The organism is Actinomycetospora sp. C-140, from assembly GCF_054796175.1.
Window position 1 is genome coordinate 1 of the sequence record NZ_JBTWNF010000033.1, and the last position, 22,311, is coordinate 22,311.

The window sequence follows — 22,311 nt, forward strand, 5'->3', positions numbered from 1 at the left end:
GCACCTCCTCCACGACCGATGATCCGGCTCCGCGCCGACGGAGCGACAGTGACGAGTATTCCGTGTCCGGTCTCCGCGGAGTGCACGGAACAGGTCCGCGGGAAGGAGCGGGTGTGCCGACGACCAATGGTGTGCGTGGCTCCGAGCGGAGTGCCTCACACGTTCTCGTGCCGCAATCGATTCCTCCCCGTCAGCTCCGTGTGCCCGGCATGCCGCGCTATGTCCTGCGCCGGCCGCGACTGGACCGACAGCTCGATGCGCTGTTCCACGGGTCGCGGGTCGTGGCCGTGACCGCCGCGCCCGGGTCGGGCAAGACGGTGCAGGCCCAGCTGTACGCGGAGACGTGTGGGCGGCCCGTGCACTGGGTGACGCTCAGCAGCGTGGAGAAGTCCGGCCCCCGCCTCGTCAGCGCCCTCGCGGGAGCCCTCCGGGCCCGTCGCCGTCCGGAAGCCGGACTCGTGGCGGAAACGTCCGTCCGCGTCGACTTCGTCGTCGAGGAGAGCGCGGCCCACGTGGCCCACGCCGTCCCGGCGACACCGGCTCTGCTGGTCGTCGACGAGTGCGAGCACGTGGAGGCCTCGGCGGAGGCGCTGGCGGTCCTCGACACCTTCGTCGAGTACACGCCCGAGAACCTCTGGATCCTGCTCCTGACCCGCGGAGGCCTCGCCGGACCGTTACGACGCAGGATGCTCGGGGAGCAGGTCCAGATCGTCGACGGGGACGATCTGCGCCTGACCGTCGACGAGAACTCGCAGCTTGCCGACCTGCTCGGGGTGTCCCCGGAACACGCGGACGCGGTGATGGCTGCGACCGGTGGTTGGACGGCCGGGGCGGCGTTCGGCCACCGGTACGGGCTGAGTGACCACCACACGGTCAAGGACCTGCCGTGGGCCATCATGGACGACCTGCTCGTGGGGCTGCCTCACGACGAGCGCGAGTTCCTGCTGGACAGCTCCATCCCGCGCGTCGTGACGCGGGACATCGCGACGGCGCTGTGCGGGAGGAACGTCCACGGCCTGTGGGACTCGATCCGAGGTCGACACCTGCCCGCGACGACGACCACCGACGGCACCATCATGTATCACGCGCTGTTCCGCTCGTTCCTGCACCGTGAGCTACTGGCCAGGGACCCGGGGCGCTACGAGGAACTCGTCCTGCGCTACGCGACGCACCTGGCGGCGGGCGGCCAGCACGAGGACGCGACCGAGGCCTACCTGTCCGTCGGCGCTCTCGACCAGGCAGCCGGCACGGCGGAGCGGGCGGCGCCGGGCCTGTGCGAGCGAGCGGACTGGGCGACGTTCACGCGGTGGTCCGACCGCCTCGGTCCCGACCGCATCGAGCGCCACCCGGTCCTGCTCGCGGCCACCGTGCGCGCGATGTTCGGCTGCCGTCGATTCGAGGAGACGATCGAGACGGTTCGGCTCCTCGACCGATCCGGCACCTTGCGAGCCGCGACAGAAGCGGATCCTGCCCTGCTGGCCGTCGCGGCCTGGGCGCTCCAGGCACGGCCGGCCGAGGCGCGCAGCCTCCTGCAGCGTTACCAGGGGGACTTCCGCGCCGACGTCGTCGCCTACATGGTCGAGGTGTGCGGCGACGTCGTGCCGGCCACGCCACGGCTCGGCACGGACTGGGCGGACGTCGAGCGGGTCATGACGTGGACCCTGTTCCTGCAGGGGCGGGTCGGGGACCTGCGGAAGTACATCCCTGACGACCTCCACGTCCCCGTCCTCAACCCCAACGTCATCCTCGCACCGACGCTGCTGGGCGACCTCGAGACCGCGCGCGCTCTCTGGCGGCGCGTCCCTCCCGAGGTCCGGGCCCGGCCGCATTCACGGTTCATCGAGTCCTTCCTGCTGCTCTACGGCGGTGACCCGCGGCGTGCGCTGGACGCCATCGAGGCCGCGCTCACCGACAGCCGGCACAGCAACTTCCACCTCCGCCCGGCCTATCAGGTGTTCTCGGGCCTGGTTCTGCTGCAGCTCGGACGCCTGGAGGACGCGACAGCGCTGCTCCGACAGAGCGTCGAGCAGACGACCGCGGCCGGGCACATCGCTCTCCGGGAGTGGGCGCAGGCGTTCCATGGCCTCGCGCTCCTCAAGGCCGGAGAGACCGAGACGGCCCGCTCCCTTCTCGGCGCGAGCGTCCGGTCGATGAGCGGGGCGAGGCGCCGACTCTTCCTGCCCCTGGCAGCGGTGTGCCTGGCCGAGGCGGAAGCGCGCTGCGGCAGGCTCGAGGCCGCGCGAGAGGCGGCAGACATCGCCTACCAGAGCTCGACGACGACGGGCAGCTTCGCCGGGATCCTCACCGCCGTGCGTGCCCTCCCCGACGTCCTCGACCGAGAGGGCGGACCGGAGCCGGGCCTGCGCTGGCGTCGCCTGCTGGTGTCGCCGTCCGCGCGTCCCGTCGCCGACCCCGTCGTGGGCCGGCAGGCACACCTCGTGCTGCAGCCCTTCGGAACGCACCGGGACATCGTGGTCGCCGGCGTCGCGCAGAACATCGGGCGACTGAAGATCGTCGAGCTGCTCGCCTACCTCGTGCTGCATCCCCACGGTGTCGACCGCGGACGCCTGCAGTCAGCCCTGTTTCCCGACGCCACGTTACGCAACGGAGGCAATCACTTCCGCCAGGTCGCCTTCAAGTTCAAGCAGCTCACCGGGCTGTCGCTGGCACGGGGGGAGCAGAACACGGTCGGCCTCCCCGGCGATGTCGTGGTCGAGGCGGCGGACCTGCGGTTCGAGTCGCTGGTGGGATCGGCGAGCTCGGCCGTCGGTCCCGAGCGGATCGCACGCCTGCGAGCTGCGCTCGATCTCGTCGAGGGGCCCTATCTCGCGAGCAGCAACCTCATCTGGGTCGAGGAACGCCGCAACCACCTCGAGATCGTCCAGGAGGAGGCCCGACTCGAGCTCGTCCGTCTCCTGATCGAGGCCGCCGAGCTCGAGCGGGCGAGAGACGAGTGCGAGGCACTCCTGGCCCTCAACCGCTTCAGCGACCCCGCCTACCGGCTGCTCGCCCAGATCGAGCGCCGGATCGGGAGCGAGAGCTCGGTCCTGGCCACCTATCGACGGGCGGTGGCGTCACTCGAGGAGCTCGGACTCGAGCCGGGCGACGCGCGCCGGCTCCTGGTGGACGGCCGCGCACTCGGTGCATGAGCCGGCGGGGGACCGGGTCTCGGCAGGGTGCTGAGCACCCGACCACCGGCTTCCATCGAGATCGCTGGTGCACGGGTGGGAATGACGAAACCGAGGTCCTCCTGGGGCCCACCGGGCCAGCGCGATGTGACGGTCTTCGCGGGGCCTGCGGGCCAGCTCCGCCGAACCACCAGAACCCGGGAGCCCGGGCGCGATGACTCGGAAGTCCTTCGACAGCCGGGATCACGCCCTGCCAGAAATCCCACGCAGCTGCGGACCCGTGCACGAGCACGCCGGCGTCGATCGGATCATCCGAGCATCTCCCGTGCCGCCGCTCTGAGACGGGAGTTGAACCGTTCTGGCCGCTCCAACATCGGATGGTGTCCCACGTTGTCCCACACTTCGTGCGTCGCATTCGGAATGTCCTGCGCGAGGCGATGCGTCGAAGCAGACGGCAGTATGCGGTCCCGCTCGCCAGAGATGATCAGCGTCGGGGTGTCGACCGCCCGAGGGTCGAGACGGTCGACGTGCGACAAGGCGGCACGTACGGCGTGGCCCAGCGCGGGCGACCGGTACACCGCCATCAGCATGTGTGCCGCGAGTTCGTGCGGAATACTGCCGGGGTCGTGCACGACCCTGGCGAGGAGGCGGCGGCGCACCGGGCCCACGGCGACCAGCATGGTGATCGCCGGACGTAGGACGAACTGCGGCGGCGCCAGCACGCGCAATGCCCGGGCGACAGCGACCGCTGCACGGAAGGCGATCTCCTGGTGCGGCTCCAGCCGACCGTCGCTGGTCGAGACGAGCACCAGACCGACGACGCGAACCGGGTCGAGGGTCGCGAGTCGCTGGGTGATCAGTCCGCCCAACGAATGCCCCACGACGAGTACTCGGTCGACGTCGACGTGGTCGAGCAGTCCGAGCAACGCCTCAGCGTAGGAACCGACGTTGACAGCCCGCTCCAAGGGTTCCGAACGGCCGAACCCCGGAAGGTCCACCGCGATGACCCGGTAGTCCTGGACCAGGTCGGGAATGGCCCGGTACCAGACGTTCCATGATGCGCCGAGCCCGTGGACGAGCAGCAGCACCGGTCCGTCCCCGACGTCGAGGTAGCGCATCCGGCGCCCGGCGATCACCGCATCCCGGAGTTGGTCGCGCCACTCGGCGCCACGCCAGGCCTGGTTGCCGTCGGCGCGCGCCGACCGCATGTCAGATCCTCGCCGTGATCCAGGCGATGACGGCATCGATGACGTCATCGCGCTCGGGTTCGTTGAAGATCTCGTGATAGAGACCGTCACGGATGGACAGGCTCTTGTCCCCGGAGCTGACGCGATCGTGTACGAGCCGGGCGCCCGCCGGGGACGCAACGCGGTCGTCTCCTCCGTGCAAGATGAGGAGCGGCACCGTGATCTCGTCCAATCGACGAGTCACCCGCGCGGCGCTGGCCAGGAGTTCGGCGGCCGTGCGCACCGGCACCTTGCCGCGGAACACGTGCGGGTCGTCGTCGTAGGCCTGCACGACCGACGGGTCTCGGCTGATGAGCGAGCTGTCGAGCTCGACGAGGCCGAGGCCTGGCACCACAGCGGACAGCGCGCGGGCCACGCGCGCCTGCGTCGTGGGTATGGCCGAGACATCGATGCCGGTGCCGGAGAGCACTGCTCCGACCGGCTTCGGGCGGTCGGTGAGCAGGTATTCGAGCCCCACCATGGCTCCGAGACTGTGCCCGACAAGGAACCACGCGTGCTCCGGCTGGTCGGCGGCGAGCTTGCCGCGTAGCCGGCCCAGGTCGTCGACGAGACGGGACATCCGCCCGATCTGGCCCGGCCGTCCGGACGAGCGTCCGTGGCCGCGGAAATCGACGGCGTACACGGCGATGCCGGCAGCGGCCAGCCGAGTGCCCAGATGGTCATAGCGGCCGCAATGCTCCATGCCGCCGTGCGCCAGGGCGACCGACGCCCGCAGCGGCCCCACGTCGGGGTCCGGCAGCCAGGCGCGCCAGAAGAGCGCGACGCCGTCCGCGCCCGGCAGGAAACCGTGCGGGCGACGGGTGTCCTCGGCGATGTCGGTCGTGCCTTCGCTCATGTGCGGATCTCCTCGGGTACTCGTGCTTCCGGTCCGGCGAGGGCGAGGACTTCGTCGAAGCCGTCACGCATGCAGCGCCACAGCAGCTCGACATCGCTGAACACCGCGCCGTCGGCGTTGAGACCGATACAGCAGGTGCCGACGTAGGACACCAGCGTCGCGAACAGGGACGCATTCGGCAGCGGGCCGAGCACGTACATCCGGTCGACCCGCGCGCCGGCAGCGTAGGCCGGCGCGGTCATGCCGGGTACGTTGCTCGCCGTGAGATCGACCCGGGGGGTCGCTCCGAGCGCGAGCCCGAGCAGCATTCCGGGTACTCGTCTCAATGCGGGCGCAATGGCGCCGAGCACGTCGATGGCGGGCTCGACGCGCACCGATAGGACGGCGGCGCGGATGGCAGCCATGCGCTCGACCGGGTCGGCCTCGCCGGCGGGTCCGGGGAGCAAGGCTGCGCTGAAGTGGTTGTTTCCGGGTCCGTCGTCCGGTCGCCGGATGGACACGGGCATCGCCATCGGGATGTCGCCGAGCACGATGCCCAACGCCTCGTGATATCGGCGCAACCCGCCGAGCAGGCCGGCGATGTAGGCGTCGTTCACCGACGCCTCGGCGACCCGGGCGGCCGCCTTGAGGTCCGCCAGCGAGCACTCGAGAAGCCCGTAGCGCCAGTCTCGGCTCGATTGCAGAGCCGTCAGCGGGGAAGGCTTCGTGCCAGCAGGCGGTGACAGGACCCGGCGCATCGAGCCGGCGAACTCGACGATCGCACCCGGCGCTCGAACAGTCCGCCCAACGGCCATGACGAGGCCGGCGGCACGGGCGGGTGCCCGACGCAGCCCGTCGATCGCGTCGTGCAGCGCGAGCGCCTGCGGTCCGAGTGGACCTGACTGCGGCTCGCGGGCCGTCACCGTCGGCCAGCCCGACGGCTCGGCGTGGTCGCTGTGCATGGCGGAGAACAACGCGATCATGGCGGCGCCGTCCATCAGCGAGTGGTGCGCCTTGAGAACGTAGGCAGCGCGCCCCCCGGAGAGGTTGTCCACCAAGGTGCCTGACCACAGCGGGCGGGTGAGGTCCATCGGCTCGAACGCGATCGTGCGTGCCAAGGCGAGCAGCTCCCGCTCGCCAGCCGGCTCGTGCAGTGAAAGCCGGCGGACGTGGTTGTCGAGATCGAACGACGGGTCTTCGACCCACATCGGCGTACCCGTGGGCACGGCGGGTTCGACGACTCGGCTGCGTAGTCGCGGGACGGCCGCCACGCCGCGTTCGTGCCCCGCGCGGAACCGAGCCCAGTCCGGCACCGAGTCCAGGATCTCGATGATGATGCCGCGCGAGGAGAACTCCGGGTGCCGCTCGCCGCGCCACATGAGGGCTTCGAGGTCGCTCATCCGCGAATCGCCGCCCCACGCGGCGAGAATCGCCTCGGCCGAGTCCGAGCGTCCGTTCGGGGAAGTGGTCATGCGATCTTCTCCGGCCAGACGTCCAGTGTGTGTTCGAACAGCTTTCGCACGTCGTCCGCGTGCTGCCGCACGGAGTCCAACGACCAGTCGCGTGTGTCGACGGGCGGCAGGACGGCGACGTCCACCGTCCCCGGTTGGATCGTCTTGGCGGCTCCGGGCATCAGGTCGTACGCGTTGCGCAGCACGACCGGCACGACCGGGACCCCGGCCTTGATCGCGACCCGGAAGGCCCCGGTGCGGAACCGTCCCAGCGTCGGCGTGGGACTGCGCGTGCCCTCAGGCGCGACGAACACCGACGTGCCGTCGCGCAATCGTTCCTCCAAGGTCTCCAGTCGCGCACGAGCGGCCTCGGGGTCGGACCGGTCGATGAACACGGCATTCAGCGCGCGGCCCATCAGGTACGTGGGCGGGAAGTACCGGGCCTCCTTCTTGCCCAGGCCGCTGAACCCCTGGCGCAGCAGGTGGCTGACGACCATCGCGTCCAGCCCGCTCTGGTGGTTCATGACGAAGACGGCCGGGCGGGCCGCCCAGAGGTTGTGCGCGCCCACGACCTCGACACGCACGCCTGCGGTCGCGAGGAACATGGAAAAGCCGAGGGAGGTGGCCAGCTCGTTGCCGAGGCGCTCGTCGCCCCGTAGCAGGCCGACGGCGAGCCCGGTGCCCAGGCCGAGGTTCAGACTTCCGATGGCCGCTACTGTCCCGACCGCTGCCCACAGGCCACCGCGTCGACCGCTATCCAGCTGCAGCACCGGCCACCCCTTCAGCTCGGCGACGCGCTGCAGGGAGTTCGCCGGGTTGACCGCGGTCGGCATGCTGACGGTGGACAGGAACGGCACATCCTCGTCGCCGTTGCCGTACGCGAAGCTGGAGCGCAGATCGATCGCCTGTTCCTTGCGTCGCTGGCGCACGAACTCGCGCACGGCTCGGGCCTTTGCCTCGCCCCACATCATGCCGCCGACGAAGCGGCCGGTCAGCAGGCCGTCCTCGACCTCCACCTCGGAGCAGAGGATGGACTCGATCCGCAGGTCACGGGCGATCGGGTCGACCTGGAAGCGGGTGGCTGACGACGCGATGACCACGGTGTGACCACGCCGCTGATGCGCGCGCACGAGTTCGCGGGCCTGCGAGCGGATGGTGCCGCCGGTGCGTTGGACGAACAACCGCTCGCCCAACTCGACCAGATCCTCTTCGGTCTGGCCGCGCAGGCCCGACACCCCGACATCGCCGAGCCTGCCCTGGTCTCCGCCGAGCTTCGTGTCGGCGACCAGTCCCAAGGTTCGCAGCAGTTCCGCGGGGCCCACCTGACGGTTGCGCAATCGGTGCGCATAGAACGCCGCGGCGGTGAACCCGTCGACGATCGTGCCGTCGAGATCGAAGAACGCGGCCACCTGTGGGCCGGCCGGCGCGTCGGCGATCCGATGCAGCCCCTCGTCGAAAGTCAGGTCGATCACTGCTGGGCCTCTTCCTGCTCGCGCGCAAGTTGCGCCATCTCGGCGAGGCGAGCGCGCAGTGCGCCGAGCTCGCGCGCGAACTCCTGCCTGCGCCGCGAGAGTTCCGGACCACCGGCACCGAGCAGCTGGCGGTGTGCGGCCGCCTGCAGGGCGGTCCGGACCACTTCGGTCGAGACGGAGTCCGAGGTGCGCAGTCGGTGCTGCATCAGGCGCTGGCGGGCCACGCCGAAGCACTCCAGGACAAACGCGTTGACGTCGATCGTGGCGTCGGGCGGCGTCGTGGCCAGCCGGTCGGCGACGACGGCATAGATCTCGACGAACGACGCGAGTACGCGGTGCGCGAGGTGCGGTTCGGCCTGGGCGAGCATCCGGCGGGCACGGTCGGGATCCGTGATGCGCTGCGCCCAGCCCTCGTCGATGAGCGCCAGTTCGCTCTCCAGGTTCTCCCGGTACGCCTGCTTGTCGGGGAAGAAGAACTCGAACTTGAACAGGTCGCGCAGCCGGAGCGCCTCGTCCCACGCGTCGGCTTCCGTCACGATGGTCCCGTTCGCCGCGCTTGCCAGGACGAGCTCGACGACCGCCCGGTCGACGAGCAGGTGCACGAGGCTGTTGCGGTAGAAGGCCGCTTCGAGGTGACGGTTGGGCGAGATGCCCCAGACGGGCTCAAGGCCGCCGTCGTACGCCAGGACGATGCCACGTTCGGTCAACCAGTCGAGGGTCCTGCGCAGCTCGGACGTCTCGGACAGGTCACCGGTCACGACGATCTTCCGGCGGGCGAAGTAGTCGAGGTAGGGCGCGACGACGCGGCGGATCTCCGGCAGGGTCAACGCCCGGTCGTCGACGCCGAGCAGGGCCAGGGTGACGAGAGCCGTCTGCGTGACCGGCGTCGCCTGGTTGATGCGGTGGCTTACCTCGAACGCCACCTTCTCGATCCGGAGCCGAGCTTGCCGCCCTTCCTCCGACTGGCTCGACGCGTCCGCCGCCGCAAGGGCCGCGCGCAGGGACAGCGGTTCGCCCAGGCACAGGTGAACCGCGCCGAAGCCCTGGCCGGCGGATCGCGGGAAGTTCAGCAGCCAGCTGAACGATTCCGGCTTCTTCGTCGATCCCTGCTGCTCGCTGATGAGCGCCGTGACTTCGGGCAGCCCGTCGTACACGATCGACATCGGTACGAGGTACATGTCGACATCGCTGGGCAGGCCCTCGAAGCCGTCGACGAGGTAGGTCAGCAGCCCGTACTTCGGTGGCCGGAGTTTGCCGGTGCGGGTGCGGCCGCCCTCGATGTACCACTCGAGGTTCTGTCGCTGCCGGATGAGCTGGCCGATGTATTCGCGCAGTACGAACTTGTACAGCGGGTCGTTGCCGATCGACCGGCGAAGGATGATGTTCCCGGTGCGGCGGGTCCACTCACCCATCGGCCAGAACGACATGTTGTCGCCGGCGAAGCAGTGGTTCGACGGGAAGCCGTTCGCGAGCAGCGTCGACCGCGTGACGAACGGATCGAGGTAGGACCGGTGGTTCGGCAGGAAGACGAGCGCATGCCTCCGGTTGAGGACACGCAGCGCCTCGAGCCGGTCCTTGTCGATACCGATCTCGTAGGCGCGCAGCAGGAAGTTCCCGAAGCGGTTGAAGGTGTTGACGGCGACTCGGCCATGGGTCGCCGCCATCTCCTTCAGATACTTGTCAGCGCGGGCCCGCACGACGCTGATGTCCTCGCCGAGCTGATCGGCGATGTCCCGGAGCGCGGACTCGAACCGCGGATCGGATCGCAGGTCCGGCCGGACGAGCTCGGGCAGGATCGCCGACGCGGCATCCGGGCGACTCGTGAGGCTCACCCCGCCGCCGCCTCGGTCGTCGGCATGGACCTCAGGAGGCCGCGGAAGGCGCGGCTCGGCGGCTGGTGGCCGTGCGTCACCAGGTACACCTCACGCGAGATCGGCATATCGATGCCGTACTGCTCGGCGAGATCGTTGACCACTGCGGACGTCTTGACGCCTTCGGCGACCATCTTCATGTCTCGGTTGATCTCCTCGATGGTGAGGCCGCGCGCGAGTTGCTCGCCGACCTGGCGGTTGCGGCTGTAGGGACTCATGCAGGTGGCGATGAGGTCGCCCATGCCGGCAAGGCCGGCGAAGGTCTCCGGGCGCCCGCCCATCGCGACGCCGAGGCGGGTCATCTCGGCCAGGCTCCGGGCGATGACCGTGGCGCGGGTGTTGTCACCGGCGCCCAGACCCTGGGCCATGCCGGCGGCGATGGCCACGACGTTCTTCAGGGCGCCGCACAGCTCCGTACCGATGACGTCCGTCGTCGTGTAGACGCGGAACATCCGGCTGTGGATGACACGCTGCAAGGCGGCGGCGAGGCGTTCGTCCGGCATGGCGATGACGGCGGCCGCCGCCAGACCCTGCACCACCTCGACGGCGATGTTGGGGCCGCTCAGCACGCCGGCCGGATGACCAGGCAGTACATCGGCGACGATCTGCGTCATGCGCAGGCGCGAGGAGGTCTCGAGGCCCTTGGTCAGGCTGACGATCGGGACCCACGGGCGCAGATACGGTGCCAGGTCGCTCAGGACGGCCCGGAACCCGCTCGACGGCACGGCCATGAGGATCACGTCAGCCGACCGCGCGGCCTCCCGTGGATCGGCCGTGGCCGTCAGCCGCGGGTCGAGCGGGAGGTCGTCGAGGTAACGCTCGTTGGTATGCCAGTCGCACACCTCCCGCGCCGTGTCGGAGTTGCGCGCCCACAAGGTGGTCGGCGTGTTCCCGGCGACGATCGACCCGACGGTCGTCCCCCACGACCCCGCGCCGATGACCGACACCGCTGGGATCGCAACCATCGCCCCTCATTTCCGTGATGATCCGGACAACGTTCTCTTCGAGACGCCGCCTACCTGCGCCTGTGCCGGCGAGCTGCAGGGCAGCGAACGGAGCCGGCCCGATAACCGCCGAGCTTCGAGACGCGCATGCCGGCGAGCTGCCCGGTCACGACCTGCGCTGTTCCCACAGGTTTGACGAGCTCCGAACGTGACACCTTCGCGGTCACGCTCAGCGGCCCCGAGACGCACGCACGCGAACTGCAGGTCGAAGATCCGTGCGTCGTTCTCGGCGAGCATCGCGATCCGGTCATCCGGGTGGGCGCCGGTCGCCTGCAGCCGGGCCGCGAGCCGCCCGGCGCGTTCCTCGAGCTGCGAACACGTCACCGTCGACTGAGCCGCGTCCGGTTCGACCGGGATGTGTGCGATTTCGCCAGCTTGAACGGTCGACCGTCGGCTCGCCCGGTCAGTCAGCATGGCTTTCCTTCGCATCATCGCGGAGTCGGGTGACAGGAATACTGTAGACAGTTGATGTCAGACTGTCGAGACTCGCGCGGGTCGTGCGTATTCCGGATCTTCGACGACGAGAACCTCGGTGAGAGTGAGGGCGCTCCGCGTCAGCACAGATCGAGAACTGTCGGGATGCGATCACCTGTGTCGAGTCGCGCTCGGAGCTTGATCGGGATCGTGTCGGTGTCTGGGGTATCTCCTACAGCGGTGGGCATGTCCTGATCTTGAGTGCCATCGATCCGCGGGTGAAGTGCGCGGTCTCGAACCTGGCGGTGGTGAACGGTCTGAACGCGATGCGTCTGACGCACGGGACCGCTCGTTTCCGTGAGCTCTCGGCGTCGGTCCTCGAGAACCTGCGCCGGCCCTCAACCGCTTCAGTGACCCCGCCTACCGGCTGCTCGCCCAGATCGAGCGCCGGATCGGGAGCGAGAGCTCGGTCCTGGCCACCTATCGGCGGGCGGTGGCGTCGCTCGAGGAGCTCGGACTCGAGCCGGGCGACGCGCGCCGGCTCCTGGTGGACGGCCGCGCACTGGGTGCGTGAGCCGGTGGGGGACCGGGTCTCGGCAGGGTGCTGAGCACCCGACCACCGGCTTCCACTGGGAGCGCTCCTGCCGAGCCGAGGGAGCGTTCTCCCGGAGCCACATGTACCGCCGGGATGAGCCGGTCCTCCGCGCGGCAGGGCTCGTCGGTAACGAGGGCGATAACGCTCGCGGGGGAGGCTGCCAGGCATGTGACGCCCGCCGCAGGGGCGGGCCCGGTGCGCCACCGGGCTGGACCCATCGAGATCGGAGCTGCCGTCGTGCTGACCGAAGCAGGAGTGCTCTGGAAGATCGGAGAGCCCTGGTCCGTCGAGGAGATCGAGCTCGGTGACCCGGTGCCGGGGGAGGTCCAGGTCAAGCTGGCCGCGACCGGACTCTGCCACTCGGACGACCACCTCCGGACCGGGGACATGCCCTCCGAGCTCCCGCTCGTGGGTGGGCACGAGGGCGCCGGAGTGGTCACCGCGGTGGGAGCGGGGGTCACGTCGGTGGAAGAAGGCGATCACATCGTCCTCGCCTTCATCCCCGCCTGTGGTCGCTGCAAGTTCTGCTCGCGGGGCCAACAGAACCTGTGCGACTTCGGTGCCCAACTCATGACCGGGGCCGCCATCGCTGACGGCACCTACCGTGCGAAGGCGCGCGGGCAGAACCTCGGGCGCGCCTGTCAGCTCGGGACCTTCAGCAGGTACGTGACGGTGCACGAGTCGTCGGTCGTCAAGATCCCGGAAACCATGCCGCTGCGGCAGGCGGCGCTGCTCGGGTGCGGCGTCACCACCGGATGGGCTTCGGCGGTGTACGCGGGCGACGTCGAGCCGGGCGACATCGTGGTCGTCATCGGGATGGGCGGGATCGGGACGTCCGCGGTCCAGGGAGCCCGCATCGCGGGTGCATCAGCCGTCGTCGTCGTCGATCCCTCCGACTTCAAGCGGGAGTCGGCCACGACCTTCGGCGCCACGCACGTGGCCCGGAGCACCGAGGAGGCCCGCGCGATCATTGCACCCATGTCCAACGGCCAGGGGGCGGACAAGGTCGTGGTGACCGTGGGTCTCAACCACGGAGACGAACTCGGCGACGCCATGTCGCTGGTGTCCAAGGGCGGCAAGCTCGTCCTCACCGCGATCACCCCGATGCACGAAACCAAGGTCACGCTCGGCCTGATGGAGATGACCCTCTGGCAGAAGTCGCTCGTCGGGACGTTGTTCGGTTCCGCGAACCCGAGGGTGGACATTCCGAAGCTCTGCCAGCTCTACCTCGACGGTCAGCTTCTGCTCGACGAGATGATCACTCGAACCTATGAGCTCGACGAGCTGAACCAGGGCTACGAGGACATGCTGGCGGCCAAGAACATCAGAGGACTGGTCGTCCTCGACCCGTCCCTCTGAACCGGGGATACCGCCTCGACGGATCGTCGCCGGTCCTGCGCAGGACCGACGGCCACCACGGCGCCCCCGATGGCGCAGCTCGGGGGCGCGGTTGTGTGCGGCGGGACGGAGGCACGCCCCTCCCGGACCTCCTCGTGCGACGGTCCGGGATCGACCAGCATCCTGCTGCGGTGCGCGTGAGTCGCGTACGGCCGCGACACCTGGTGCTGTCACGCACCCAGTGAACGGCCGCATCGGGTCCGGAGGGCATCGTGCTCGGGTCCTCCCGGCCTGACGCGGGAAGAACGCCACTGGAGCAGCTTCGACGTGCTCCAGTGGCTTCCTGCTCGTCGCGCCAGGCAGACCTCTCAACCCTCTCCTCGCTCGATCGTCGTGGCTGCAGTCAGAGTTGGTTTCCGACGTTGGGTCCGAGTGAGCCGTCGGGGAGGACGACGCGGTGGCCCCAGACGCTGGCGCCGGGGACGCCGGCCTGGTGGACCTGGCTCCAGTCGGCGGTGTCGTCGACGCGGCGGCCGCCGGCGCCGTACTCGATGTCCCAGCCGGAGGGGGTCTGGGTGTAGAAGGAGACGACGTGGTCGTTCCAGTGCTTGCCCATGCTGATGCTGACCGGTCCGGCGCCGTCGAGGCATTTGTCCTGGGCGCGGCCGACGTCGTCGATGTCGTCGACCTCGATCATGAGGTGCATGAGCTGTGGCGGGGCGTCGTCGGGCAGGACGCCGAGCATGCCGAGGCTGTGCTGGCGGGGGTTGACGCCGAAGAAGGCGGTTTTCTGGAAGGTCGTCTCCCGCAGGTGCATGCCCATGACGTCCTGGTAGAAGGCGATTTCTTCTTCGGCTTTGCCGACGATGAGGGTGGCGTGGCCCATGCCCTGGTCGCCGGTGACGAACCGGACGCCGATGGGGGAGATGAAGGTCGGACGGGTTCGATGTGGCCGCCGTAGAACACTTCGCTGTGCACGCCGGCGGGGTCCTGGAACCGGTACGCCTTGGTGGCGCCGCGCAGCGCGAGACCCTCCGCATCCACCGGCTCGATCTTGACGCCGGCGTCCTGGAGGCGGGTCAGGGCTTCTTCCCAGGTCTTCTCGGTGGGGTATTCCCAGCCCAGGGTGAAGGAGGGTGTGTCGTTGGGCTGGACGACGATGCGGCTGAGCCGGTCGTCCATCCGGAATCGCAGGACGCCGGGGGCGGTGTCCCCGGGCATGAGTCCGATGACGTTCGCGCCGTAGGTGCGCCACTGCTCGACGGTCGGCTGGGGGTCCCGATCAAGGTGTAACCCCGGCCGTACGGAGGGACCATCGTGGTTTCCCTGCGTCGCGGATTGGCGGTCGATGGGGTCTGGTGCGACTGTATACACCTGTGTTGGACTAGCCAAGGGGACGTCAAGAGCACTCCTGACGTCGGCCGGCCACGTAGTAGATGGACGAACAACGGCGGCAACGGGAGCTTCTGGTGTCTGGACAACTGCAGGGCAAGGTCGCGGTCATCACGGGCACCGGGGGAGGGATGGGACGCGAGGCCGCCCTGACCTTCGCCCGTGAGGGCGCCAAGATCGTCGGCTGCGACCTCAAGGTCGACGGGAACCTCGAGACCGTGGACCTGGTCGAGTCCCAGGGCGGCGAGATGACCGGCCTGCAACCTCTCGATCTCTTCGACGAGAGCGAGGTGGAACGGGTCATGGCGACGGCCGAGGAGACCTACGGCGGCATCGACATCCTCTACAACAACGCCGGGGTCTTCCGGAAGGGGACGATCGAGGAGCAGAGTTACGAGGACTTCGAGTTCTCGCTGCGAGCAGAGGTGTCGACGGTCTTCCTCGCGACCAAGCATGCCGTCCCGCGGTTCCGGCGTCGAGGCGGCGGGAGCATCATCAACGTGGGATCCATCGCGGGCATCCTGGGGACGTCCCAGCCGGGGAACCTCCCGGGCTCCATGGTCCATTGTCTGACCAAGGCGGCGGTCATCCGCTTCACCGAAGTGGCCGCGATCGAGCTCTCACCGCTCAACGTCCGGGTCAACGTGGTGTCACCCGGGGTCGTCCTCACCCCACAGCTCGTTCCCTTCATCGGAGAGAGCGGCGACAACGCGATGGCGTCCGAGCTCATCGCCTGCGGGGTGGTCCCCCGTGTCGGGCGCGCCGAGGACGTCGTCAGCGCCGCGTTGTTCCTCGCCGGCGACGGCGCGAGCTACATCACCGGGGCGAACCTCAGTGTCGATGGCGGTTGGCGGGCCTCGGGGGGACGCGGTGTGCCCGACCCGCGCGTGGCCGCGGCCCTGTCCGCGACGGTGCCGGGCTACGGCACCTGACGAGGTCGTTCGTGAGTGCGGGCGAGGGCGCCGGATCCCTCGACCGCTACCGCCGACAGCAGGTGTAGTGAGTAGGGACGTCGGGTCACGCGGGCCGCACCGTGAAGACCATGCGCGGATTGAGGACAACATGACCGTCGAGAACTCCGTCCACAGCGGTGCGGTTGCCGCGACCCTCTCCGAGATCTCCGAGAGCAGTGTTCCGCCCTCCCTCTACTGGGACCAGGACCTGTTCCGGGAGGAGATGGATCTCATCTACCGCACGACATGGGTGTATGTCGGGCACGAGAGCGAGGTCGCCACCCCGGGATCCTTCTGTCGGAAGAAGGTGGCCGGACAGGAACTCGTGATGACCCGGGACCCGGCGGATCAGGTGTCGGTGTTCTTCAACCGTTGCAGCCACCGCGGGAACCTGGTGTGCATGCAGGCGTCGGGAGAGTCGCGCTCGCTGCGTTGTGCCTACCACGGCTGGGCCTTCGGGATGGACGGAGCGCTGCGTGCGGTCCCGCGTCCGGATGCCTACGGCGAGCGCATCGGCGGCAAGCGGGCAGCACTCGGCCTGAGCCGACCGGCCGAGACCCGGTCGTACGGCGGGTTCGTGTTCTGCCGCTTCGAGGACGACCCGACCGCGCCGACCTTCGACGATTACGTGCGTCCCATCCGGCCGGCGATCGACCGGCTGCTCTCCCTGTCCCCGGACGGCCGGGTCTCTCTGTCCGGCGGATGGGTGGGGCACAAGCTGCACTGCAACTGGAAGATGGTCGTGGAGAGCAACGTCGACAACTACCACATCAATTTCGTCCACCGGTCACTGCTCGAAGCGGTCCCCGGTGCGTTCGAATCGGAGGAGGACTGTTCGGTCGTCGACCTCGGCATGGGTCACACCGAGATCGACTTCCGCCGGCAGTACCGTCGCATCGGCAAGCCGCTCCACTGGTCGGGAGTCACGAACCCTGCCAAGCTCGGCGATTACGTGCCTCGGATGGCCGAGAAGTACGGTGCAGCACGAAGCGAGCAGGTCCTCGTCGACGGACCGCCGCACGTGATGGTCTTCCCCAACCTCTTCCTCTCGCAGATGAACGTCATGGTGATCGACCCGGTCGGGGCCGAGGAGTCGACGGCGTTCACCACCCCGGTCTTCCTCTCGGGGGCTCCGGAGCTGAACCGCCGCACGGCGCAACAGTGTTCAGCCGCCATGGGGCCCGCCGGCATGATCGTCGCGGACGATGCCGAGATCGGGGAACGGAACCAGCTCGCCCTCCACACCGTCGCACCCGCCGCTCTCGATCTCTCCCGCGGACTCGAGCGCGAGGTGACCGTCGAACAGGACGGGTCGACATCCTCTCCCCACGGCGGCGACGAGACGTCGCTGCGCGCGATCTGGCGGACGTATCGCGCACTGATGAGCCGGCGCGAGGCCGCGCAGTCGGGCGGCCGGCCGTGATGAGCCCGGAGCCGGCAGGCCACGATCCGGATACCGAACGCTTCAACCAGGCGGCGGGCGACGGCCACTATCTGCTCAAGAGATGCCGCACGTGCCAGACGAACAACGAGCCGTCGCTGATCGCCTGCAAGCACTGTGGAAGCACCGCGGACCTGGAGTACATCGACGCTGAGGGACGGGGCGTCCTCGTGTCCCTGACACGCGTGAACCGGAGCTTCGATCCCGACCTCGACGTGCCCCTCCCGCTGTTCCTGGCCGTGGCCCGGCTCCAGGAGGGACCACTGGCGGTGGGTCGACTCCCGCATGACGACGATGCACCACGCCCGTCGATCGGGGACGAGATCGAAGTGCGTTTCGAGCAGCGGGAGGACGCCATCGCGGTCCCGTACTTCCACGTCCTCGGTCACGCCGCGCGGAGCGATCGGACTGCCGGCTGACCGGTGGGCTCCGTGCCGCGGGACCTCAGCGTTGGACGACGATGCCGCGTCGCACGAGGTCCTCGACGTCCCGGCGACTTCCCCAGGTCTCGATCACCTCGCGGGTGTGCGCTCCGGCTGGTGGCCGAGGTGGCAGCGCGGGGGAGGGACGCCCGACGAAGCGGGGAGCGGGAGCGCTCATGGGGAGCCCGTCCTCGTCGGGGCGCACCGTGCCGCGAGCCGCCACCTGCTGATGGGCAGCCGCCTCCAACATCGACAGAACCGGGGCCACACAGGCGTCGGTCCCACTGAAGACGGTCTCCCAGTGGGCGCGTGACTCGCTGCGGAAACGGGCCGCGATGGCCGCCCGGAGTCGGGGCCAGGAGGCCGGATCGTCGCGCGAGCCGTCGTTCGGGGTCAGGCCGAGCTCGCTCGCGAAGAGGTCGTAGAACTTCGACTCGAGCGCACCGACGGACATGAAACCGCCATCGGCCGTCTCGTAGACGTCGTACCACGGGAGTCCGGAGTCGACCATGTTGCTGGCGCGCTCCTGGGACCACGAACCGTCGCGGGCGAACTGGAAGAACGGTTCCATCAACGCGGCGGCGCCGTCGACGATGGCGGCGTCGATCACCTGGCCCCGCCCGGTGCGCGCCGACTCCCACAGGGCAGCCAGGACGCCGGCGACCAGGAACATCCCCCCGCCTCCGAGATCCCCGACGAGCGCCAAGGGGATGGTCGGCGGCTGGTCGGCGCGCCCGATCGCGTGCAGCGCCCCGGTCAGGGAGATGTAGTTGACGTCGTGGCCGGCGGCGTCGGCCCAGGGTCCGTCCTGCCCCCAACCGGTCATCCGCCCGTAGACCAGCGCAGGATTCCGGGCGTGGCAGTCGGACGGCCCCACCCCGAGCCGCTCGACGACGCCGGGTCGGAAGGGATCGAGCATGATCGAGGCCGTAGCGGCCAGGTCGAGAACGAGGTCCCGGCCTTCCGTAGTACGGAGGTCGATCGCTACGGACCTCTTTCCCTGTGCGAGCAGGAGCGGCGGGGCGAGCGGATCGCGGGCCGCATCGACCTGGTCCACACGGACGACGTCCGCGCCCATGCCGGCGAGCTGCAGGGCGGCGAACGGAGCCGGTCCGATACCGCCGAGCTCCAGGACGCGCACACCGGCGAGCGGTCCGGTCACGACAAGCGCTCCTCCCAGAGCCTGAGGAGCTCGTGACGGGAGACCTTCGCCGTCACGCTGCGTGGGAGCTCGTCCACAATGAGGAGTTCCGAGGGCAGCTTGAACCGTGCGATGCGTTCCGCGCCAAACTCGCGAACGGCCGCGAGTGTGATCTCTCGGCCCTCCTCGGGGACCACCACGGCCAGCCCCGTCTCACCCCACCGCTCGTGAGGTATCCCGACCACCCCGACGTCGGCGATCCCGTCCATCCCCAGGAGCACGGTCTCCACCTCGGCGGGGTAGACGTTCTCGCCGGCAGATCGGTACATCTCCTTGAGCCGGGCGACGATGTGCAGCTCGCCGAACTCGTCGATGACGCCGGCGTCGCCGGTGCGGAACCACCCGTCGGTGAAGAAGGGCGTCGAGTCGAGATTCCAGTAGCCGGGGGTGACACCCGGGCCGCGGACGAGGATCTCGCCGACCTCGCCCTGCGCGCACTCGCCACCGTCGGGGTCTGAGATGAGGACGTCGTGGTGCGGCAACACGGGCCCCGACGTTGCGCGGTCGGCGGCGGTGGGGTCGTCGGTCTGCACGATCGCGACGTGGGGTCCCAGCTCCGATCCGCCGTAGCCCAGACGCAGGAACAACCCGCGTTCGCTCCACGCGCGGTACACGCCGGGAGCTGCTGGGCCCCAGGCGCCGGTGACCATGGTGTGCAGCGTGGGGAACGTCGCCTCCTCGAATTCGGGCAGCTCCATCATCCGCTCGAGGTTCTGGAGCACCGCGGCCGAATGGGTCGCGCCGAACTCGGCGTCCGTGAGCAGACGGAGCGCCAACCGGTGATCGAAGCGGTTCATCGTCGTCACGCGGCCACCCCAGTACAGAATGGCGTTGTTCAGGGTGTTCAGCCCTCCCGCATGGAACATCGGTAGGAAATTGAGGGCATGAGCGTACCGGTCAGCAGCGCGGGCCGCGTGCGCGAAATTGTTGGCGTGGTTCGTCAAGTTCCTGTTGGTGCACATGACTCCCCTCGGTCGCCCGGTGGTCCCGGAGGTGTAGAGGACGTGGGTCACCGCGTCCGGGTCGAGCGTGCTCCTCCGGAGCGGATTCGTCTGGTCGGCCAGTGCCTGCTCGTAGCTGCTCGAGGAGTCGCCCCACGTGAGGCGGACGATGGAGGAGCCCGCCAGCTCGTCCCCGGCCTCGGCCCACTGGTCGCACGTCACGAGCACGACCGGGGTGCAGTCGGCGACGAGCTCCTTGAGCTCGGGCATCGCTAGCCGCCAGCTGAGGGGAACGAAAACAGCCCCGAGACGCATACACGCGAACTGCAGCTCGAAAATCCGAGGGTCGTTGTCGGCGAGCATCGCGATCCGGTCACCCGGGTGGGCGCCGGCCGCCTGCAGCCAGGCCGCGAGCCGCCCGGTGCGTTCCTCGAGCTGCGACCACGTCACCGTCGGCCCGGTCGCGTCCGGTTCGGCCGAAGCGAGCGCGATCTCGTCGGCTCGGACGATCGACTGCCGGGCCACCCAATCAGTCAGCATAGCGTTCCTTTGCACAACACCGTGGAGTCAGGTGCGACTACTGTAGACAGTTTGCACCTGGTGTGTCGAGCCTCTCACTGAAGGCCCGTGTCCGGCCCCTCGGACACAGGGTCCGGCGTGTCCAGCGGGTTCGGTCGACCGGCGAGGAAAGACATGGCTGTTGGAGCCAGGCGTCTCTCCTCGAGCAGCGGCCGCGGGGGGTCGTGGCCGGGCCCCGTCGGGGGTGCGGGAACTCTCGCACCCCGCCGGGAACGAGCCCGGTCACGGAGTGAGTGCGTCCCGGAGGCGGAACTTCTGGACCTTTCCGCTGGCCGTCCTCGGTAGCGAGGGAACCAGCTCGAGGCGTTCCGGGAGCTTCTGACGAGCGATGTGGCGTGATGTCAGGAACGACGTCAGGTCACCGAGGCTCAGCGTGGACCGCCCGTCCTGCGCCACGACGAACGCGCACACCCGTTCGACGAGGACCGGGTCGGGTGCCCCGACGATCGCGACGTCGGCCACCCCGGGGTGCTCGAAGAGCAGGTCCTCGATCTCCTTTGCGGAGATGTTCTCCCCGCCGCGGATGATGATGTCCTTCTGGCGGCCCGTGATGGTGACGAAGCCGTCGGTGTCCACGGTCGCGAGGTCGCCGGTCCGGAACCACCCCTCGGTCGTGAACGCCTCGTCGTTGAGCTTCGCGTCGAGATAGCCGACGAACAGCTCCGGCCCACGGACCAGCAGACTGCCGGCGGTGCCGGGCGGGAGATCGCGGTCGTCCTCGTCGACGACGCGTGCCCGGGCGAGCCCGATGATCCGGCCGTCGGTCGTGGCCCGTCGCTCCAGCGGGTCGCCGTCGTTGCTCGCCGAGAGCGTCGGGAACTCCGTGGAGCCGTACACCCGTGTGCAGGTCGCTCCGAGCAGGCGTTCGCCCTGTCGGATGAGCTCGGGGGGGACGTCGGCCCCACCGCAGCCGAAGACGCGCAGCGTGGGGAGCTGGCGGTGCTCGTCGTCCCCGCCGTGCACCAGGCCGTGCAGGAAAGGGGTCGCGGCGATCATGAAGGTGCACCCGTGCCGGTCGATCGCCGTCCGGGCCCGGGCGGGATCCCAAACGTCCTGGAGCACCAGTGTCGTCCCGAGCATGAACGGCAGATGCAGTCCGTACAGCACTCCCGTGATGTGGGGGAGCGGTGATGGCATGAACACCACGTCGTCGGGGCCGAGGTCGAACAGGTCGATGATCGAGCGGTCCTCGTACCCGAGGGTCTCGTGCGTGTGCAGTGCGCCCTTCGGGTCGGCCGTTGTCCCGGATGTGTAGAGGAGCAGGACGACGTCGTCCGCCGTGCCAGGCGGCGGCGGCGCGAGTTCGGCGGCCGGCCCGCCCAGTAGCGCGTCGAAGCCGTCCGGGCGGTCCTCCCCAGCACGCGCCACGACGACGTGGGCGAGATCCGGCAGGTCCGGCCGCAGCGCGTCGATCATCGCGACGTAGTCGTGACCCCGGAAGGTCGACGGGACCACGAGGACCCGGGCGCGGGACTGTTCGAGGATGAAGGCGACCTCGCGCTCCCGATAGATGGGGATGATCGGACCGGACACGGCTCCCAGGCGAATCGTCGCGTGGTGGACGACCACCGCCTCGATCCAGTTGGGGAGCTGCCAGGCGACGACGTCACCCGGGCCGACACCGAGGCGTCGGAGCCCGGAGGTGGCGGTGCGGATCATCTCGGCGAGTTCGCCGTAGGAGGTCGACCGGTCACCGTCGACGATGGCCACACGGTCGGGGGTCGAGCGGGCGACCAGGTCGACGTGGTCGGAGAGCAGCTCCGCGGACCACGCGCCCGTCGAGCGGTTCTCCTCGATCCGCTTCCGGTCGAGTCGAGTCGCGCTGATCATGGTCCTCCACCTCGCCGTGACGACGGCCCGGCGTTGCGCCCCGCGCGCCGAGCAACATGCCTCGCCCTCGGGTCGCTCCTTGGACTCGACGGCGGTTCCGAGTAGTGTAGACAGTATGACTACATCGTGGAGTGCTCCAGGGAAAACTGATCTGGAGAGCGCCGCGGATGCACGGCGGCCTGCGGTGACGCGTCCCCCGGACCGGGTGATCGATTTCA

Annotated in this window: 16 protein-coding genes and 1 pseudogene; 5 read left to right on the forward strand and 12 right to left on the reverse strand. The window is 69.3% G+C overall.

Annotated features, from left to right (window positions below):
* Nucleotides 1-209: 209 nt before the first annotated feature.
* Nucleotides 210-3,149 carry a BTAD domain-containing putative transcriptional regulator gene (locus tag ACR9E3_RS32025; RefSeq protein ID WP_460385091.1) on the forward strand — a complete coding sequence of 980 codons (2,940 nt, stop codon included), beginning with the start codon at nt 210-212 and terminating at the stop codon, nt 3,147-3,149.
* A 287-nt stretch (nt 3,150-3,436) separates the two neighbouring features.
* Here the strand turns inward: ACR9E3_RS32025 and ACR9E3_RS32030 are convergent, their stop codons facing one another.
* From ACR9E3_RS32030 to ACR9E3_RS32060, 7 genes are read right to left on the reverse strand one after another with little or no spacing between them, the layout of a single operon-like run.
* Nucleotides 3,437-4,336, reverse strand: coding sequence for an alpha/beta fold hydrolase (locus ACR9E3_RS32030; RefSeq protein ID WP_460385092.1), 900 nt, complete (start codon nt 4,334-4,336; stop codon nt 3,437-3,439).
* Between the two features lies 1 nt (nt 4,337).
* Nucleotides 4,338-5,210, reverse strand: a complete 873-nt coding sequence (locus ACR9E3_RS32035; protein ID WP_460385093.1) for a lysophospholipase — start codon at nt 5,208-5,210, stop codon at nt 4,338-4,340.
* Nucleotides 5,207-6,661, reverse strand: a complete 1,455-nt coding sequence (locus tag ACR9E3_RS32040) for a wax ester/triacylglycerol synthase domain-containing protein (RefSeq protein WP_460385095.1) — start codon at nt 6,659-6,661, stop codon at nt 5,207-5,209. Before ACR9E3_RS32040 ends, ACR9E3_RS32035 begins: the two co-directional genes overlap by 4 nt.
* Nucleotides 6,658-8,112, reverse strand: coding sequence for an HAD-IB family hydrolase (locus ACR9E3_RS32045; protein WP_460385096.1), 1,455 nt, complete (start codon nt 8,110-8,112; stop codon nt 6,658-6,660). Before ACR9E3_RS32045 ends, ACR9E3_RS32040 begins: the two co-directional genes overlap by 4 nt.
* Nucleotides 8,109-9,944: a 1-acyl-sn-glycerol-3-phosphate acyltransferase gene (locus ACR9E3_RS32050; protein ID WP_460385098.1), complete on the reverse strand. Its 1,836-nt coding sequence runs from the start codon at nt 9,942-9,944 to the stop codon at nt 8,109-8,111. The genes ACR9E3_RS32045 and ACR9E3_RS32050 overlap by 4 nt, the downstream gene beginning before the upstream one ends.
* The gene (locus ACR9E3_RS32055) at nt 9,941-10,930 is read right to left on the reverse strand and encodes an NAD(P)H-dependent glycerol-3-phosphate dehydrogenase (RefSeq protein WP_460385099.1); all 990 of its coding nucleotides are present in this window, start codon (nt 10,928-10,930) and stop codon (nt 9,941-9,943) included. Before ACR9E3_RS32055 ends, ACR9E3_RS32050 begins: the two co-directional genes overlap by 4 nt.
* A gap of 24 nt (nt 10,931-10,954) precedes the next feature.
* On the reverse strand, nt 10,955-11,401 hold the full coding sequence (locus ACR9E3_RS32060) for an AMP-binding protein (protein WP_460385100.1): 447 nt from the start codon (nt 11,399-11,401) through the stop codon (nt 10,955-10,957).
* 763 nt (nt 11,402-12,164) lie between these two features.
* Here ACR9E3_RS32060 and ACR9E3_RS32065 point away from each other — a divergent pair.
* Nucleotides 12,165-13,355 carry an NDMA-dependent alcohol dehydrogenase gene (locus ACR9E3_RS32065; RefSeq protein WP_460385101.1) on the forward strand — a complete coding sequence of 397 codons (1,191 nt, stop codon included), beginning with the start codon at nt 12,165-12,167 and terminating at the stop codon, nt 13,353-13,355.
* Nucleotides 13,356-13,737: 382 nt separating this feature from the next.
* Here ACR9E3_RS32065 and ACR9E3_RS32070 read toward each other — a convergent pair whose 3' ends face one another.
* Nucleotides 13,738-14,220 (reverse strand): VOC family protein, encoded by a 483-nt coding sequence (locus ACR9E3_RS32070; RefSeq protein WP_460385102.1) that lies wholly within the window; start codon nt 14,218-14,220, stop codon nt 13,738-13,740.
* A 272-nt stretch (nt 14,221-14,492) separates the two neighbouring features.
* Nucleotides 14,493-14,708: pseudogene (locus tag ACR9E3_RS32075) on the reverse strand (hypothetical protein); the annotation flags it as partial.
* Between the two features lie 95 nt (nt 14,709-14,803).
* Between ACR9E3_RS32075 and ACR9E3_RS32080 the strand changes: the two are divergent.
* The 3 genes from ACR9E3_RS32080 to ACR9E3_RS32090 all read left to right on the forward strand — a co-directional run bounded on the left by ACR9E3_RS32080 (nt 14,804) and on the right by ACR9E3_RS32090 (nt 17,539).
* Nucleotides 14,804-15,658, forward strand: coding sequence for an SDR family NAD(P)-dependent oxidoreductase (locus tag ACR9E3_RS32080; RefSeq protein WP_460385104.1), 855 nt, complete (start codon nt 14,804-14,806; stop codon nt 15,656-15,658).
* A 130-nt stretch (nt 15,659-15,788) separates the two neighbouring features.
* Nucleotides 15,789-17,102, forward strand: coding sequence for an aromatic ring-hydroxylating oxygenase subunit alpha (locus tag ACR9E3_RS32085; protein WP_460385106.1), 1,314 nt, complete (start codon nt 15,789-15,791; stop codon nt 17,100-17,102).
* Nucleotides 17,102-17,539, forward strand: coding sequence for a Zn-ribbon domain-containing OB-fold protein (locus tag ACR9E3_RS32090; RefSeq protein ID WP_460385111.1), 438 nt, complete (start codon nt 17,102-17,104; stop codon nt 17,537-17,539). The genes ACR9E3_RS32085 and ACR9E3_RS32090 overlap by 1 nt, the downstream gene beginning before the upstream one ends.
* Before the next feature lie 25 nt (nt 17,540-17,564).
* Here ACR9E3_RS32090 and ACR9E3_RS32095 read toward each other — a convergent pair whose 3' ends face one another.
* The 3 genes from ACR9E3_RS32095 to ACR9E3_RS32105 form a co-directional block, all read right to left on the reverse strand.
* Complete coding sequence (locus tag ACR9E3_RS32095) at nt 17,565-18,704, reverse strand: CaiB/BaiF CoA transferase family protein (protein WP_460385107.1); 1,140 nt, start codon at nt 18,702-18,704, stop codon at nt 17,565-17,567.
* A complete protein-coding gene (locus ACR9E3_RS32100; protein WP_460385108.1) occupies nt 18,701-20,209 on the reverse strand; it encodes a class I adenylate-forming enzyme family protein in 1,509 nt (502 codons plus the stop codon). The genes ACR9E3_RS32095 and ACR9E3_RS32100 overlap by 4 nt, the downstream gene beginning before the upstream one ends.
* 276 nt (nt 20,210-20,485) lie before the next feature.
* Entirely contained in the window at nt 20,486-22,093 is a 1,608-nt protein-coding gene (locus ACR9E3_RS32105) for an AMP-binding protein (protein WP_460385109.1), read from the reverse strand.
* Nucleotides 22,094-22,311: the final 218 nt, after the last annotated feature.